At 40.3% G+C, this 16,669-nt stretch carries 16 protein-coding genes; 8 read left to right on the top strand and 8 right to left on the bottom strand.

Going from position 1 to position 16,669, the window contains the following annotated elements; genetic code table 11:
- Position 1: 1 nt before the first annotated feature.
- The 4 genes from FHG08_RS00550 to FHG08_RS00565 form a co-directional block, all read right to left on the bottom strand.
- Positions 2–1,231, bottom strand: a complete 1,230-nt coding sequence (locus tag FHG08_RS00550; protein ID WP_178956523.1) for an efflux RND transporter periplasmic adaptor subunit — start codon at positions 1,229–1,231, stop codon at positions 2–4.
- A complete protein-coding gene (locus tag FHG08_RS00555) occupies positions 1,228–2,481 on the bottom strand; it encodes a TolC family protein (protein WP_178956524.1) in 1,254 nt (417 codons plus the stop codon). Before FHG08_RS00555 ends, FHG08_RS00550 begins: the two co-directional genes overlap by 4 nt.
- 172 nt (positions 2,482–2,653) lie before the next feature.
- Positions 2,654–2,968, bottom strand: a complete 315-nt coding sequence (locus FHG08_RS00560) for a hypothetical protein (RefSeq protein WP_138608676.1) — start codon at positions 2,966–2,968, stop codon at positions 2,654–2,656.
- 188 nt (positions 2,969–3,156) lie between these two features.
- On the bottom strand, positions 3,157–4,302 hold the full coding sequence (locus tag FHG08_RS00565) for an iron-containing alcohol dehydrogenase (RefSeq protein WP_010387594.1): 1,146 nt from the start codon (positions 4,300–4,302) through the stop codon (positions 3,157–3,159).
- 185 nt (positions 4,303–4,487) lie between these two features.
- On the opposite strand from FHG08_RS00565, the gene FHG08_RS00570 reads away from it, so the two are divergent.
- Positions 4,488–5,366, top strand: coding sequence for an AraC family transcriptional regulator (locus FHG08_RS00570; RefSeq protein WP_178956525.1), 879 nt, complete (start codon positions 4,488–4,490; stop codon positions 5,364–5,366).
- Positions 5,367–5,523: 157 nt separating this feature from the next.
- Positions 5,524–7,089, top strand: a complete 1,566-nt coding sequence (locus FHG08_RS00575) for a diguanylate cyclase (RefSeq protein WP_256729570.1) — start codon at positions 5,524–5,526, stop codon at positions 7,087–7,089.
- A gap of 52 nt (positions 7,090–7,141) precedes the next feature.
- Here FHG08_RS00575 and FHG08_RS00580 read toward each other — a convergent pair whose 3' ends face one another.
- On the bottom strand, positions 7,142–7,561 hold the full coding sequence (locus FHG08_RS00580; RefSeq protein WP_138608683.1) for a VOC family protein: 420 nt from the start codon (positions 7,559–7,561) through the stop codon (positions 7,142–7,144).
- Between the two features lie 216 nt (positions 7,562–7,777).
- Here FHG08_RS00580 and FHG08_RS00585 point away from each other — a divergent pair, with 216 nt between their 5' ends.
- The 3 genes from FHG08_RS00585 to FHG08_RS00595 all read left to right on the top strand — a co-directional run bounded on the left by FHG08_RS00585 (position 7,778) and on the right by FHG08_RS00595 (position 10,860).
- Positions 7,778–8,146, top strand: a complete 369-nt coding sequence (locus FHG08_RS00585) for a hypothetical protein (protein WP_178956527.1) — start codon at positions 7,778–7,780, stop codon at positions 8,144–8,146.
- A complete protein-coding gene (locus FHG08_RS00590) occupies positions 8,143–8,526 on the top strand; it encodes a hypothetical protein (protein ID WP_010387586.1) in 384 nt (127 codons plus the stop codon). The genes FHG08_RS00585 and FHG08_RS00590 overlap by 4 nt, the downstream gene beginning before the upstream one ends.
- Before the next feature lie 144 nt (positions 8,527–8,670).
- Positions 8,671–10,860: a fasciclin domain-containing protein gene (locus FHG08_RS00595; RefSeq protein ID WP_178956528.1), complete on the top strand. Its 2,190-nt coding sequence runs from the start codon at positions 8,671–8,673 to the stop codon at positions 10,858–10,860.
- A gap of 69 nt (positions 10,861–10,929) precedes the next feature.
- On the opposite strand, the gene FHG08_RS00600 is transcribed toward FHG08_RS00595, so the two are convergent.
- Positions 10,930–11,754: a sterol desaturase family protein gene (locus FHG08_RS00600; protein WP_138608687.1), complete on the bottom strand. Its 825-nt coding sequence runs from the start codon at positions 11,752–11,754 to the stop codon at positions 10,930–10,932.
- Positions 11,751–12,194, bottom strand: coding sequence for an SRPBCC family protein (locus tag FHG08_RS00605; RefSeq protein WP_178956529.1), 444 nt, complete (start codon positions 12,192–12,194; stop codon positions 11,751–11,753). The genes FHG08_RS00600 and FHG08_RS00605 overlap by 4 nt, the downstream gene beginning before the upstream one ends.
- Before the next feature lie 96 nt (positions 12,195–12,290).
- Here FHG08_RS00605 and FHG08_RS00610 point away from each other — a divergent pair, with 96 nt between their 5' ends.
- On the top strand, positions 12,291–13,289 hold the full coding sequence (locus FHG08_RS00610; protein WP_178956530.1) for an AraC family transcriptional regulator: 999 nt from the start codon (positions 12,291–12,293) through the stop codon (positions 13,287–13,289).
- A gap of 94 nt (positions 13,290–13,383) precedes the next feature.
- Complete coding sequence (locus FHG08_RS00615; RefSeq protein WP_178956531.1) at positions 13,384–14,145, top strand: ABC transporter substrate-binding protein; 762 nt, start codon at positions 13,384–13,386, stop codon at positions 14,143–14,145.
- On the opposite strand, the gene FHG08_RS00620 is transcribed toward FHG08_RS00615, so the two are convergent.
- The gene (locus FHG08_RS00620; protein WP_178956532.1) at positions 14,142–14,552 is read right to left on the bottom strand and encodes an NUDIX hydrolase; all 411 of its coding nucleotides are present in this window, start codon (positions 14,550–14,552) and stop codon (positions 14,142–14,144) included. The two genes, FHG08_RS00615 and FHG08_RS00620, sit on opposite strands and share 4 nt — an antisense overlap.
- A gap of 195 nt (positions 14,553–14,747) precedes the next feature.
- On the opposite strand from FHG08_RS00620, the gene FHG08_RS00625 reads away from it, so the two are divergent.
- Complete coding sequence (locus FHG08_RS00625; protein WP_178956533.1) at positions 14,748–16,637, top strand: AMP-binding protein; 1,890 nt, start codon at positions 14,748–14,750, stop codon at positions 16,635–16,637.
- The last annotated feature ends 32 nt before the right edge of the window (positions 16,638–16,669 follow it).

The raw sequence follows: 16,669 nt of genomic DNA on the forward strand, positions 1-16,669 counted from the left end.
CCTAGTGAGCGTGACTTGCGCCGCTTTTTAAAATATCGGCTTTGATCACATAGCTATTGGTTGTGACGTACTCGCTACCTGGGCTTAAACCCGCAATGACTTCTACCCACTCGCTACTTTTTGCGCCTAAAGTAACAGGGCGCACTTCAAACACACTATCTTTACGCACAAACACACTCGCCATACCGTTAAACTCCTGAATAGCCTCAGGCTTTACACGCACGTTAGCATTAACCTTATCGATACTGACATCACTATTAACATGCATACCTGGACGCCAATGACCATCAGGGTTATTAAGCTCAATACGAGCACGTGCAATATGCCCGCCAGTCATCATAGGTGCTATAAAAAACACCTTACCTTGGGCATTTAAATGATGATGTAAATCGTACACGACAGCGCTTTGACCAATGGCTAGGTTTTCAATATTTTCAGGAAAGGCTGAGAGCTCAACCCATACTTTATCAAGGTTCACGACTTGCATTAGCGCACGAGTACTTGCCAGTTCGCCACGCTTTAAATATTGTTCGGTTACCACACCGCTAATAGGGCTTTTAATGCTGTAGTTTTGCAAAGTTTCGCGATTGGTGACGCTGGCCAGTACATCGCCTTTTTGAACGTTTTGACCAATACTGACAAAAATATCGCTGATCAATCCGGTATATGGCGCCATAATTTCTACTGTGCCATGCTGTGTAGGTGTAATAACACCGAACAGCGTGTCGGAAATATCAACCTCGCCGCTTTGTGCTATCTCCGTTTTAATGCCCGCGCCTTTAATTGCTCGCTCGCTCAGCACAGTTTGGCCTTCGTGCTGAGAGTACTCAAAGCTGACGCGTTCACCTTTATAATTAGCAGTAATTAAAAGCTCAAACGAATGTGGCTCATTTATAGGTTGCGTGCTAACAAGGTACTCATTCTCACGGGTAAACTGTATTTTTTGCGGCGTTTCTACTAAGCGTTTTAAGTTTATTTCTATACTTAAATCGTTCACATCTACCGGCTGTTTTTGCTCATAACCATATACGCGCAGCTCAACTTTACCTGCCAATTCTTGCAGCTTTAACTCAAGAGTGAGCTTTTCGTTGGTTAATAAAAAGCCGCCGTGTGGACCTTGTTTTTGGGTTTGCTCTGTTTGGTCATGCTCTGCTGAGGCAAATACATATGTGCTTGTTAAGCTAGCTACAAACGAGAGAAATACTAATAATGCGATAAAAGTGTTGTTCATGATTGAAAAGTCTCAGTTAAAGATTGGCCAGTTAAACGCTCAAGTGCGAGATGGGTCTGATATAACGCTGCATATGTATTAATCAACGCGCGTTTAGAGTCAAAAAGGGCTTGTTGAGCATCGAGCAATTGCAACACCGAAATTTGTCCGCGTTGATAGCTTTTTAAACTTTGCTCAATGAGTGTTTGGGCTTGGGGAATAACTTGCCCAGATAACAACTGTGCCTGTAACATCTTACCTTGGTAATAGGCATACAAAGTACGAACTTGCTGACGTAATTGAACCCGTAACTGTCCTTGCTGCTCACGTAACAATGCTAACTGACTGTTAGCTGCTTCAATATTACCGCTATTTGAGTTACTCAATTGCAATGGCATTGAAAACGAAAACAGCAACGAACTGGTATTGTTTTGCTGGTTGTAGCTCACGCCTGCACCTATATTAATATCGCTTTGCCCATTGGCTTTTTGCAGCGCTAAGTTGGCCGCTTGTTGTAAGTATTGCTGCTGTAACATTGCAAAATCAGGCGCTTGGTTAACCGCATCAAGTAACCCTTGCTCAGATTTAAGCGTTATTAATGTATTAATATTTCCCGCTAAATCCGTGTAATCATGTTGCTCACTCCATAGCTCATTGAGCGATAAACGCGCTCGCTCAAATTCACTATTTAGCTTAGCTTTATCAAGCTCAACTTGGCTAAGCGCATAACGCATGCGGGTTACATCTGCTTGCGATACAGCGCCAGCATCAGCTCGCTGCTTTATTGCTTTAAGTGCTTGGCTTACAACCTGATGCCGCTCGCTATTTAGAGAAAGTAAAGTTTGAAATTTAAGCGCCTCGTAATACCGCTCACCAGTGGTTGCCAATAAGGCTAAACGAGTATTTTGATATTGTATTGCTTGGGCTTTAATGTTTGCCGTAGCGTAATTTATGCGGCTTTGGCGTTTATTCCCAAGCTCTATAAGCTGGCTAAATGCCAAGGTTATTTCAGCACCTTGCACACCACGTGCATCGTTTGTCCCCAGCAGATTTTCAGCTTCTATATTTAAGATAGGGTTAGGCGAAAGTGCAGCTTGAGATTTAAGCGCGCTGAGTATTTTTTGATGATAAGGGTAGCGTTTTAATAGCGGATTTTGTTGCTCGGTATTTATCAACGCTTGTTTTAGAGTTAGTGTTTTAACATTTGCAAACGCACTAAAAGCAGGCAGCGTGCACAGCATCACCACCAGCATAATTGGTTTTTTATTCATATAGCTTGTCCGTTTTTAATCAACAGAGTTCACTTGCAAACCATTTACAACCTACGCAAAAAATAGCGACAGTGTAAAATGCTCAGCAATCTAAAAATGCCTATAACAGCCCATTAAACGCTTACACGTAGGCAGCTAAAAGCACAATAATCAATTGAAATTAAATTAAAAACTAGCTAAATAAATTCGGTGGCGGTACGTCTGGTGGATAATGTAAGCCGTGATAGCATGTCGCTAAAGTTGGTTTACTTTTCTCGGGAGTTATTGAGTGATTTGAGCTGTGGCTATAGCCACTGTGGCAATGCTGGTGGGCATGTATTTCTGTTGTTGGGGCATTATCGCTATCATCAGCAGATGAACCTAGTTGCGATAATGAGCTATTTACGTGGTCAACGTCTTCTTGTAAATGGTACGCGGCGCCGTCACAGCTTATAAAGCTATGCACAAGCACAAGTAACATTACAATTAAAAAACGATTTGAACGCACAGTTAAACGAGTTCCCTATTGAAACACACGATTAGATAAGCTCATTACTCATCTATATATTATTTTCTTCAATACTGTACCTGAAAACATCAAAAAAAGTAATGCAGCAAAATAAAATTTTATTTCATTCAATCTTATTTTGCTGCAAAAAGCCGCTAGCAAATGTTAACGGTCGAGATTAATCATTATTAAGCAACCGCTTGTTCTAAAATTTCACGGCTTTCTTTTAACGTAATAGCTTGGTTTTCTCCAAGGGCAACCATGCCATGCGCTTCAAGCTTGCCAATAATATTATCAATGGCAGCCGCTTTGTCATCACCATGCTCAGTAAGCTCAGTTGCTACGTCAAGGCTATGGTAAAACGCTTCAATCGCTTGAATTGTTTGCTCTGCTAAATCGTCTGTTTGTGCAAGACCAAATACGTTTTTGCCCATTTGTTCTAGTTTTGCTTTTTTAACTGCAAATTGATTTCGCAGTAAAGAAGGCTGAACAATAGCCAGTGAACGGGCATGATCAACGCCGTAAGCAGCTGTAAGCTCATGGCCAATCATGTGGGTTGCCCAATCTTGTGATACGCCAGAACCAATTAAGCCGTTAAGTGCTTGGTTTGCGGCCCACATAAGGTTTGCACGCCATGCATCGTCTTGGTTTTCAAAGTTATCACCCAATGTTTTAAGCGCTTTTAACAGTGCCTCTGCATAACCTTCTTGAACAAGTGCACCTTCTGGGAATGTTAGGTACTGCTCACACGTATGTACCCATGCATCTACTAAACCATTTACAAGCTGGCGCTGCGGTAATGTTTTCATTACATCAGGGTCCATAATGGCAAATTTTGGTAATACTTCTGGAGATGCAAACGGTAGTTTTTGCTTCGTTGCTTCTTTGCTTACTACTGAATTTTGATTAGACTCAGAACCGGTTGCAGGCAATGTAAGTACCGCACCAATAGGTAATGCGCTGGTAATTGTATGCTTACCTGTAGGGATATCCCAACCTTCGCCATCATATACAGCAGATGCTGCAATGTATTTAACGCCGTCAATTACAGAGCCGCCGCCTACACCTAAAACGAAATCGATATCTTGTTCTTTACAAATTTTTACTGCTTGGTCTAGCACTTCAATTGTTGGGTTGGCACCTACGCCCGAAAACTCTACCCAATCAAAACCTTCAAGTGCTGCTGCAACTTCATCGTATACGCCGTTCTTTTTAATAGAACCGCCACCGTACACAACTAATACTTTTTGATCTTTTGCGATCAAATCAGTAAGTGCGGCAATTTGTTGCTGACCAAATTGAATTAAAGTGGGATTTACGTAGCTAAATTTCATTATTTTGCTCCTAAAGGGGACGGTTAATTACTAAGCACCTTATCAATTCTTAAATAAATAAAGTGTTGATAGATGCATAATAATGGCATAGCGCATATATAAAAAGCCTAATAACTGCCAAAAGCTTGCCTAAAACTATCAGTGTTGTTATTTTACGCCAAATACCGTTAATTTAAGCCGCCCTTATGACGACCATCGCCACTTTGTTACAACAATACGCAGAGCATAATAAGTTGCTCAGCTTTGAAGGTACCATGGAAACAATTATTCCAGGGGTGTACTTTCATCGCGCCACCAAAAGCTCAGCGCGTCAGCCTCTTATTTATAATTCAGGTATTATTATTGTTGGCCAAGGACATAAAGTTATTCACTTTCCTGAGCATCAAATACAGTATGGTGCAGGCGATTATTTAGTACTGGGAGTGCCCGTACCACTAGAATGTGAAGCGTTTACTGATAACGATTTACCAGTAATGGGTATAGCAATTGATATAAACCCAGCCATGCTGCACAAACTGGTTAACCAAATGATGCAACATAATCCTATTTTAACTCCTTTAACACAAAGCGGAGCCGTCCAAAGTGCCGCTTTAGATATGGCCATGGAGCAAGTCACTCATCGACTGTTAACAGTGTTAAACAATCCACTTGAGGCTGAGGTATTTGGTGGCGATATAGTTAAAGAATTAGTATATAGGGTGCTGTGTGGCCCTCAAGGGCATACCTTAATTGGGCTTGCAATGCATGATGGCCATTACGCGCGCATAGCGCGTACTTTATCAACATTACACAGCGATTACGCAAACCCTATTACCGTAGAGCACTTAGCTGAAGAAGTTAATATGAGTGTGTCATCTTTTCATCGTGCGTTTAAACAAGTTACGTTTGAATCCCCTTTGCAGTATTTAAAAAAAGTACGCTTAGCAAAAGCAAAAGAATTAATAATCACCTCTGGCAGTAAAGCTAACGAGGCCGCATTTAAAGTAGGCTATACTAGTGCGTCACAATTTAGCCGTGAGTTTAAACGACACTTCAATAAAACCCCCAGTGAAATACATGTGTGATTAAAAGTAACCCATTTTTGCACTAAGTCATTATTTAAATACTTAATTACTAGTAAAGCCTACCTGCTTTGTTAGTATGGTTTAGAGTATTCATCCTTTTAGTAGCAATGAATTTTACGATAAAGACAAGAGGTTTTTGAGCATGTTAAGCGCACTGATGATTAGATTTAGCATTTTTATATGCGCTTGTACTATGCTGTTTAGTAGCGTTACTTATGCGCAAGAGCATTGCCAGCTCAATGAAAGAGCAACAAACACATCGGTGTCTTTATCCAAAGAAGTTGTCTCAAATATTAAGCTTAAAAACGGTATTAATCATCTCGAATTAAGCTGTAACTTAAAGCAAGGTGGGGTATTTTCTTTTACTCGCCCTGCACTTACAGACTTTTCGTGGCAGCAAAATTCAGTATATAAAACACCTTTAAAAACCAATCAGATGGCAATTTTAATGGACCAAGGCGTTTTTACTGCACAGCTTACAGTTACTACCTCAGCAGCTTATACCCCACGCTTTAAGTGGTCAGATACACAACCGTTTGTCGAAAAAATACAACGCTATAACCTTATTTTTGGCATTTTTTATGGTCTTTGCGCCACACTTATTTTTTATGCATTAATTATAGGACACGGCATAAAAGACCCTCTTTTTAAACTGTATGGCATTTATATTTTTTGTATCGCTAGTTTTATATTCTTTCAAGAAGGACAGCCTTATTTATTTACACAGCAGTACTACTCTGTGTACGTAAGTCATCTTTACACGTTAAGTATTGGTTTAACTATAGTCAGTGCCACATGGTTTATGAGTGCACTATTAGAGCTACCTAGATACTTTCCAAAGTTAAGCAATACATTAAAAGTTACCGCCTTATGCGTACTGACTTTGTGCTTACAAAAAATAGCGCTCGATCTGCCACTCATAACCAATATTACCTCTGCAGTAACCGGCTATTTATCATTATTTATTGTCATGACTATTTTTATCCTCAGCGCGATACAAACAAAGTACGGTGTCAATGAAGCAAACTTGGTATTTATAGCACTGGCAAGTGTGTTTATTAGTATGACTTTTAGAGTACTACTAACCGATTATAGTCCGTTCATTCAACGCTATGGGTTTGTTATTGCGTTTACAATTGAATCTTTATTACTAGCTATTGCCGTCGGTAGACGAATTCAAAGATTGAGTTATGCAAAAAAACAGGCTGAACGACACGCTAACTTTGATCACTTGTGCCATATATACAATCGTCGTGGGTGGAGCTTAAAAGCAAACGACTTATTGGCAGAGCACAAGCAACGTGGAGGCGTTTTGTGTTTTTTATACATAGATCTAGACCGTTTTAAAGCAATTAATGATACCTATGGCCATGATGTAGGCGACAAAGTACTGTGCAAAGTTGCAGAGTCACTTGGTCAACACATGCGCAGTGAAGATGCTGTTGGCCGCTTAGGAGGCGATGAATTTGTAGCCATGGCATTATTTAATAGCAACGAAAAAATTAACCAGCGAGTTAACACCCTAGAACAACAATTAAACCAGTTAACTATAGAGCATCAGGGCCATACCATTTCCATTTACGCCAGTGTTGGGCAAACTAGCTATACTCAGCCACCTGATAACTTAGACACAGTTTTAAAAGCGGGTGATGAAGCGATGTATAAACAGAAATTGCAAAGAAAGGCAAAGCAGGCTGAAAAAATGGTAGGAACCGCAATTTAAAGGCAAAAAACATGAGCTAGTCAGTAAGACTAGCTCAGCTATAATAGCTAGCTTAATCCTTTTTAAACAGTACCTCAGGATTAACCATGGTTTTCATTTCAAGCACGTTACCGTTGGGATCTTCAATAAAAAAGGTTTCTTGCTCAAACTCATCACCAACAAAACGACGGTAAGGTTTATCTAAATATTCAAGGCCGGCATCAGCAATGCGTTGCTTAAGTCCTTGAAACTCACTTTCTGATAAATGAATACCGAAGTGTGGTACAGCCACTGCGCCCATATCAACGTCGTGACGTACCGTAGGTAAACGCTCAACGCTTTGATGCAGAGTTAACTCGTTGCCCCAAAAATCAATGTCTACCCATCGTCCTGCTTCACTATTGCCGGTTTTACAGCCGAGTACGTCACAGTAAAACGTTTTCGCTTTTTCAAGATCGCCAGCGGGGATAGCCAGATGTAAACAGTTAGACATAAATTACCTTAGGTTATAACTTTTAATATATGAAATATGCCGCATTATACATAATTTGCAATTTATAGAACATCAACACTGTTATTTTTAGTCATTCATTGCATATCGATAATTTTCAACAATAATTCATCTTTTAACAATGGTGTATCGATTTTAGTCTTAAATCACAGTTTTTAACTATTAAAGCTAAAACTGATACATTATGATGTGCGCGCCATGACTAAATTCATACTTTTAAAATTCATTACCTTTTTTATCGGCTGCCTATCGTGTTTTGTAATGCATACCACATTCGCATTGCCTATTGTTGTATCTGCCGGTTTAACGGGGCTTATCGGTTCATTTATTCCATTCCCTGACGATTACAAAAACCATCCCTATTCAGCTATTTATGCAGGCAGTTTTGCCGGTATGTGCTCCACTAGTTTAATAACTGAATACTGGGAAATTGCGGCTATTTCTGCCATTGGGGCTGTTTTGTACACACTCACGATTAACATATTTGCAGGGTTTGGTGGACGATTAGGTAGCATTGCATTTGCTAGTGTCGCCTTATTTGTTTTAGCCAAGGAGTTAATAATATGACGCTTATTTATCCGCTGCTTGCTTTGTTAGGGGCGTTTTTAACCTTTTACTTGGCTAAACATAATCGCTTTGATGGGATCCGAGCCTCTGCAGCTCTATCGATTATTGCCTATTTGATTTTTGCGCAGCTGAGCCTTAACGCTGAGCTATATAGCATCGTCTTTTTTGGCGGCACATTTATTGGAATGAGTGCTCCCCACCGTTTTGGTGTGTATACGCTTGCCAGTTCAGCAATTATATTTTCACTGTTTTTTGCCTATCTAGTGCCTATTCTTGATGGTTTTGGTGGCGCTTTGGGAATTAGTGCATTTCTATCTGTGTGTATTTGCCATGTATTTATTTTACTTGGCGCACCACGCAGTAAAAAAACTAAAATTTAAACGTTTTCTTGAATAAAAATTCAATAAAATCTTACACCTATTAAATTGTATAAAAATAACCCATGTTTTTTTGATCAACACTGTTAATAGCTTCGTAGTATTCACAAAGCTGTAACACTGTAACATTCGATTAAAGGAACAATTATGAATAAAGTATTTAAGCTCGGTGCTATCATACTTCCCTTGTTACTTATTCAAGGCTGTAGTAGTGATGACGATAACAACGCTCCAGTAACTGTAGACCCACAACCTGCCGTCTCAATCTTTGACGCCGCACAGGACTCTGAAGAGTTCACCACTCTTGTTGCAGCACTAGAAGCAACCGGTCTAGATGAAACTCTCGATGATTTAACTACCAGCTATACTGTATTTGCCCCTACCGATGATGCATTCGCATTATTAGGCGAAGAGACCATTAATAGCTTATTAGCTGATACAGACACCCTAAGTTCTATTTTAACTTACCATGTGATCGCTGGCAGAGTAGACGCGCAAACAGCTATTGGCTTAGCGGGCAGCACTGTAGAGACTGTTAACGGGCAAAACATTGCTTTATCTTTAAATGGTGAGAATTTATTAGTAAATACCAGCACAGTAACAATGACCGACATTGTGACCGACAACGGAATCATTCATGTTATTGACGCGGTGCTCACACCAAAAACAGTGCCAGAAACAGCACCAACTAATAATATCATTGAAACAGCTCAGCAAGCTGGCAATTTTAGTACATTACTTGCAGCTCTTGATGCTGCATCCCTTACTTCAGCACTAGCGGACGAATCATCAGAATTTACCGTATTCGCCCCTACGGATGCTGCATTCGAGGCAATTGGTAGCAACTTTTTAAACACGTTACTGGCTAACCCCACCGTTTTAGCCGATATTTTGAAGCAGCATGTACTTGTAGGATCAGTAGATTCTGTTACTGCAATGTCTCTTAACGGTCAATCAGCAGAAACGCTACTTGGCAATACCCTTCCAGTGGCGATAAACGCAGAAACAAACATGCTATCGTTTGGCGGAGCAAACATTGTAGTTAGAGATATTATGACCAATAACGGTGTCATTCATGTGATCGATTCGGTTATTATTTCTGATGTTACTTTACCTCAAAGTACCAATACAATTGCTGATATAGCGAGCGCTGATGGTAATTTTACGACACTTCTAGCTGCTTTAACGGCAACAGGGTTAGATACACTAGTTGCCGATCCAGATAATACTTTTAGTGTATTTGCACCTACAGACGCTGCATTTGCTGCGCTCGGACAGGATACAATTAATGCGCTACTAGCTGATACAGATACGCTTCGTGATATTTTGCTGTACCATGTTTTTTCTGACGCGACAGTTTTATCAGATGACGCAGTAGCCATTGCCAATAGCAACAGCAACAAGATAGAAATGGCCAATGGCGACATGGCTGCTATATCTCATGTAAATAGCTCACTATTTATCAATGACTCAGCAATTTCAGAGGCAAATGTAATCGCTAGTAACGGCGTGATTCATGTATTAAATAAAGTAATTATGCCACCGGCTGAAGTTGGTACCCCGACTAAAACAATTGCTACAGTGGCTACTGAAACACCTGCACTATCTACTTTAGTCACTGCACTACAAGCAGCATCACTAGTAGATACCTTTAACGACACCACTCAATCATTTACGGTATTTGCACCGACAAATGCTGCATTTAGCAAAATCCCTACCGCTGATTTAGAGGCTTTATTGGCTGACACGACTGCATTGACAGGTGTGCTAACTCAACATGTTTTAGGCGCTCAAGTGGGCAGTACTGATGCATTTGCAGCCAATGGTAAAACGGTGACCACGCTTGCCGATAACATGCTAAGCGTAAACGTTGTAGACTTTACCAGCACAGCAAACACAGCAACAGATAGCATTGCTTATGATTCAACTGATAGTCGTTTAGTAACGGGTATGGCTGATGCTATGCCAGGCAAAACAGTTTATGTGTTCGACAATGATTTAGGCGAGGCAATGAGCACGTGTGAAGCAGCTTGTGCAACAACGTGGCCACCGGTTCTTGGTACTGCAGCATCAATTGAAAATGTACCCGGTTTATCGTTAATTGCTCGCTCAGATGACAGCATGCAAGTCGCCTACCTTGGCCGCCCTTTATATACCTTCTCCGGTGATACGGCAGCAGGTCAGAATAATGGCCAAGCTGTGAACGATATTTGGTGGCAAGTAAGCTTACCAGCTACATCACTACAAGTAGCGGGTAGCAATGTAACAACCACTGATATTTATACCAGTAATGGCGTTGTTCACTTAATTGATACAGTGATCACAACGGCCAAATAAACTAAGTTTTACTGTGAGATAAGCCAGGAGTGATGCTATTTACTCCTGGCTTTTTTATAAAAAATAGGCTTACTTATTAATACCTTGGGAGCTTGTTGGGTAACCAAAGACTACTTTTAACTTTGCTTTTAATCCCTTTGCTCTGTAGGTACTTTTAAAGAGATGCTGCCACTGATGAAAGGTAATTTTAATCGGGTTATTACTGTGTAGTTGGCCAATAATTCCGTATTTACAAGGCTTGCTTTCATCCTCTTCTACATAAGTGCCAAATAACTTATCCCAAACAATTAGTACCCCTGCAAAGTTTTTATCTAAGTAGCCACTGTTAATAGCATGATGAACCCGATGATGTGATGGAGTATTAAATACGCTTTCAAACCAACCCAGCTTTTTTACCACTTGGGTGTGAACAAAAAATTGATACGCTAAATTAAGGGCAACTACGGCAAAAACAATCACAGGTTCAAAACCAAGTAATATCATTGGCATCCAAAACAGCCACATGCCCGCAAGCGGATACATTAAACTTTGTCTAAAGGCAGTAGTAAAATTCATTCTCGTAGAGCTATGATGTACGACATGCGCTGCCCATAACCAATGTATATGGTGTGATGCACGATGAAACCAATAATATAAAAAATCTTGCAGTACAAAGGCACCTAATATGGTCAATACCGTCAATTCAATATCAAATAACCGAAACTGATACAGCCAGTAAAAAAACGGCATTAGTACTATTAATGCAATAGCATCAGCACCTTGATGTAATAAAGCCAATAATGCATTGGCTAAACTGTCTTTTATATCGTAGTGACGCCTAAATTTAATAAACTCGATAGCAACAAACAGCAAAAAAATAGGGCTCAGTGCGAGTAAAATAATTTCAATGCTCATACAACACGCTCCTGAAAATAATGGGCTATTTTTTTAAGTGCTTGGCTAATATCTTTTTTTATAAAAAAAGCCAGTATAAAATCGGGTACCCAAAAAGGTGCAATGCAACTAATATGGTAATTAACCTCAGTGAGCGATGGCTCTTCGTTAATGGTATTTAAGTAAATATCACCACGATGCTGCGCAACGGGCTTGCTACCTATAATACGGTAACTAATATGACTGTTATCTGCAGCTATTATTTGCTCTTTAAAGGTAGTGCCTTGCATTTTTATTTCTCTAATCGTGCCTTTTCCGCCACTTATTTCATCCGGCTCTTGTGGTGCTAGTAGTGTAAAGTGAGCATTAAAAAATCGGCCTAAATCAGCATGCGCTAATAATACGCTGCGTATTTGCTCCGGCGTTGCTGCCACAGCTCGCTTAACCTTTATTTCTACCATGATCTTCACCCTATTATTTTTATCGATCACTAGCATATAAAAATATGCCGTGGCAAACTTGCGATTAGACGACTATTTTTTAGCTTTAGGCGACAAATGAAAACCTTAGCCGATCATTATTTTTGTAGCTGTTTGGATTATCTTGAAGCCCAAGGCTTAGCTAGCCAAGTGGCTTTAAGCGCTATTGATTTTAACGAGTATACCAATAAAAAGTCACAACAATTGGCGCCACGTATCAGCTTAAAAAGCTATAATGCGCTGCTTGGCTATGCACAACAGGCGTTAAACGATCCCTTATTTGGCTTTGAATTAGGAAAACAAATACGCACCGCTGATTTTGGTGTATTGGGGTATTTAATTGAATCGAGTACTAATTTAGCCAGCGCTATTACTGCACTACTTAATTACGACAGCCTAGTGGCTAATATTGGTCGCGCCAAGTTTGAGCAACAAAAAACACGGTGTAAAGTAACTTGGTTAGCCGATCCACAATGTAGTTCACAGGCTGTTTTACGAAATATGACCGCTTGGGTCAGCGTGGTACGCCAACTACTTAATCCTGAGCTTTCACCTAGCTGTGTGTATTTTTCAACACACTTTTCAAACACCGAACAACACAGATTAACTAATTGGTTTAATTGCCCAGTAAAAGCTGGCGCTAGCTTTAATCAAATCGAGTTTCCAAGTAATTACTTAACCCTGCCCTTTAAAACCGATAATAGCCAAATCAACGCAATGCTTAAGCAAATGTCAGAGCAACAGCTATCCCAGTTTAAAAGTCAGCAGTTATTATCAGAAAAAATTAATCATATTTTAATGGCAAAACACGACTTACAAGATTGCTCTTTGCTTAGGACAGCTGCGGCCTTAAATATGACGCCACGCACACTACAGCGCTATCTAAAAAAAGAGCAAACCACGTTTGCCGCGCTGCTTGAAGCAGAGCAAAAACGACGCTTATTAACTTATATTCACCACTATTCGTTAAATAAAATCGCATTTATGCTGGGATTTAACGATCAAAGTTCTTTTAATCGTGCCTTTAAACGCTGGCATCATTGCTCGCCTCGCCAATTTATAAAAAACAACAAGTAAACAACCTGCTTACTTAAAATATACATTTATCATGTACCTTATTAATGTTTTTCTTTACACTAGCGTTATAGTATTGCTTTAAAGACAATTATTTATGCTTTTGCGTATGGTGTTAACTGTTTTTGTATTGTTTTTTTATAGTGCGTTCTGCAACGCCACCCCTGTTACCTTTATCGCTGAAGATTTACCGCCTTATCATTTTAAAAACCCTCAAGGTGAAGCACAGGGCGCGCTGGTCGATATAGCTAAAGCAGTTTTAAATGGCACTGATTTAACAGCAAAGTTTGAAATAATGCCAATGGCTAGAATATTCCAACAGCAACGAGCCAATCCTAATGCCATAATAATGTCACTGCTAAAAACACCAAACAGACATCATCAATATAAGTGGCTAGGTAAAGTCTACTTTGCGGACGCATACCTAGTTAGTTTAAGTAACCACAAAGATGAAGTGATTCATTTAAATTTTGCTAAAGAGTACAAAGTAGCCACTATTCGCGGCTACTCTGCACAAGCTTATTTAGAAACTAAAGGCTTTACTGAAAATGAAAACCTAGTATTAGTCAGTTATTATCAACAGCTCTGGAAAATGCTATATAAAAATCGTATCGACTTTGTTGTAACCAATACGCTCACACTTGAAAACGAATTAAAGCGCACCGGGCTCGACCCTAATTTAATTTCAAAACGCATCCACTTAGATGAGTTACCCTCTTCTTTGCATTTTGCAGCCAGTAATCAGTTTGACTCACACACAGCAAAAATTATTAGCGATAGGTTAAATGCCATCAAGGAAAGTGGTGAATATCAGCAAATTTTAAATAAATGGCAACTCCCTATGCCAAAAAACCTTTAATACTTAGCGGGCAAGGTATTCTGTGCTAGATAATTTTTTAATGAGATAAACAAAGGTGCGGGCAAGTCATTAATATCGCACCAACGCCACTGTAAACATTTGTGAGGCTCTTTATTTATAACCTCTCCGCCTTCATAGTCTGCTTGCATATATAAGGTAATATAATGTTTGTTCTCTGCGCTAAAAATATCGTTGGTAAAATCGAGTTTACGAATATTAGTGACATTGAGCCCAGTCTCTTCTACTACTTCACGCACAGCGCATTGCTCAACAGTTTCACCAAATTCTAAATGCCCTCCAGGGGTTGCCCACGTATTTGCGCCATGTGCGCCTATCCGTTCACCGAGTAAAATTTTATTATCATGCATTACTATTACTGCAACGCCTACTCTGACCATTTGATTCATTCTTATATCCATTTACTCTCATTAATTACTGAAACATTTTACATTAGTTGGAACTTTTTAGTTCTATACAATCATCACGTTGGCCAAAAAACAAAAACATCGCTTACTATTTAACCGACCATAGTCGAATATCACTGCTGATAAAAAGCGCTTAGTTTTAAATTACGTTAGATTATATTTTCCTTAGGAGCCTTTATGTCAGGTGAATACAAACAACATTACAACGAGTTTAAACAAGACCCAGCAGCGTTTTGGTTATCACAAAGTAAGCGACTACCTTGGTACAAGGCTCCAGAAACCGCATACACACAAGATCAAGAAGGACTACACCACTGGTATGCAGACGGCCAACTTAACAGCTGTTTTTTAGCCGTAGATCAGCATGTCATCGCTGGGCATGGTAATGAAACAGCGTTAATTTATGACTCACCGGTTACCAATAGCAAACGCAGTTATAGCTATTTACAACTGCAGCAAGAGGTCGCTAAATTTGCAGGGGTAATGCAGTCTTTAGGAGTGACTAAAGGCGACCGCGTAGTGATTTATATGCCCATGATCCCCGAAGCCGTAATTGGTATGTTGGCATGTGCCCGAATTGGCGCTATTCATTCTGTTGTATTTGGCGGTTTTGCAGCGCATGAATTAGCGGTACGGATTGATGACGCCAAGCCCAAATTGGTACTCAGTGCCTCCTGTGGTGTAGAAGTTAATACTGTAATTGAGTACAAAGAATTACTCGATAACGCGGTTGAAGCTGCTAGCTATAAAGTTGAACACTGTATTATTTATCAGCGTGAGCAAGCCACCGCACCGCTTATGCCCGAACGTGATATTGACTGGGCTGTTGCAATGCAAACAGCCACACCGGTTGATCCCGTTGCGGTCAGTGGCGATCATCCACTTTATATTTTATACACCTCTGGCACAACAGGGACACCTAAAGGTGTGGTGCGTGAAAATGGCGGCCATGCGGTTGCTATGCATTACAGCATGGAAACCGTATACGGCATGAAACCCGGTGACGTATTTTGGGCCGCCTCTGATATTGGCTGGGTAGTGGGTCATTCGTATATTGTGTATGCGCCACTTATGTATCGATGCGCAACTATTTTATTTGAAGGAAAACCGGTTAGAACCCCCGATGCCAGTGCTTTTTGGCGCGTAGTAGAAGAATACAAAGTGAATGCCCTATTTAGTGCCCCCACTGCGTTTCGCGCGATTAAAAAAGAGGATCCCAATGCCGATGGCTTTAAACAATACGATACCTCTAGTCTGAAACGATTATTTTTAGCCGGAGAGCGTTTAGACCCACCTACCTACGATTGGCTCAAAGAAAAAACAGGTTTACCGGTGCTTGATCATTGGTGGCAAACAGAAACGGGCTGGGCAATTGCGTGTAACCCTGTTGGCATTGAACACCTGCCAACAAAAGCAGGAAGCTCAACAGTTGCAACACCTGGATTTGATGTAAGAATTTTAGATATGAATGGGGATGAATGTGCTCCGAATGAACAAGGCGCGGTTGTTATAAAGCGACCTTTACCACCGGGATGCTTACCGACAATTTGGAAAAATACGGCTCGTTTTAAGGCTGGTTATTTGGCTGAATATGAGGGCTACTATTTATCTGGTGATGGCGGTTATATTGATGGCGATGGCTACCTCTTTATTATGGGTCGCACCGATGATGTAATTAATGTCGCAGGGCACCGTCTATCCACCGGTGAAATGGAAGAAATTGTTGCCGCGCACCCAGCTGTGGCTGAATGTGCAGTATTTGGTATTAGTGATGCGTTAAAAGGGCAAAACCCAATGGCGATGGTGGTGCTAAAAAATGATTTTCATGGCTCACATAAAGAGGTAGAACAGCAATTGGTGCAAACCGTGCGTAATCAAATTGGTGCTATTGCGTGCCTTAAAAATATTATGTGTGTAGAGCGATTACCAAAAACCCGTTCTGGCAAAATTTTACGTAAAAACCTGCGGCAGTTAATTGATGGTGAAGAACTGCAAATTCCATCAACCATAGATGATCCAAGTATTTTTGAAGAACTCAGCCAGCAACTCGAGCATGGTAAACTGTAACTACATAATGTAAAAAGTCTTAAATAGACTTT

Source organism: Pseudoalteromonas sp. Scap03, from assembly GCF_013393115.1.
In the GTDB taxonomy this organism is placed as follows: Bacteria; Pseudomonadota; Gammaproteobacteria; order Enterobacterales; family Alteromonadaceae; genus Pseudoalteromonas.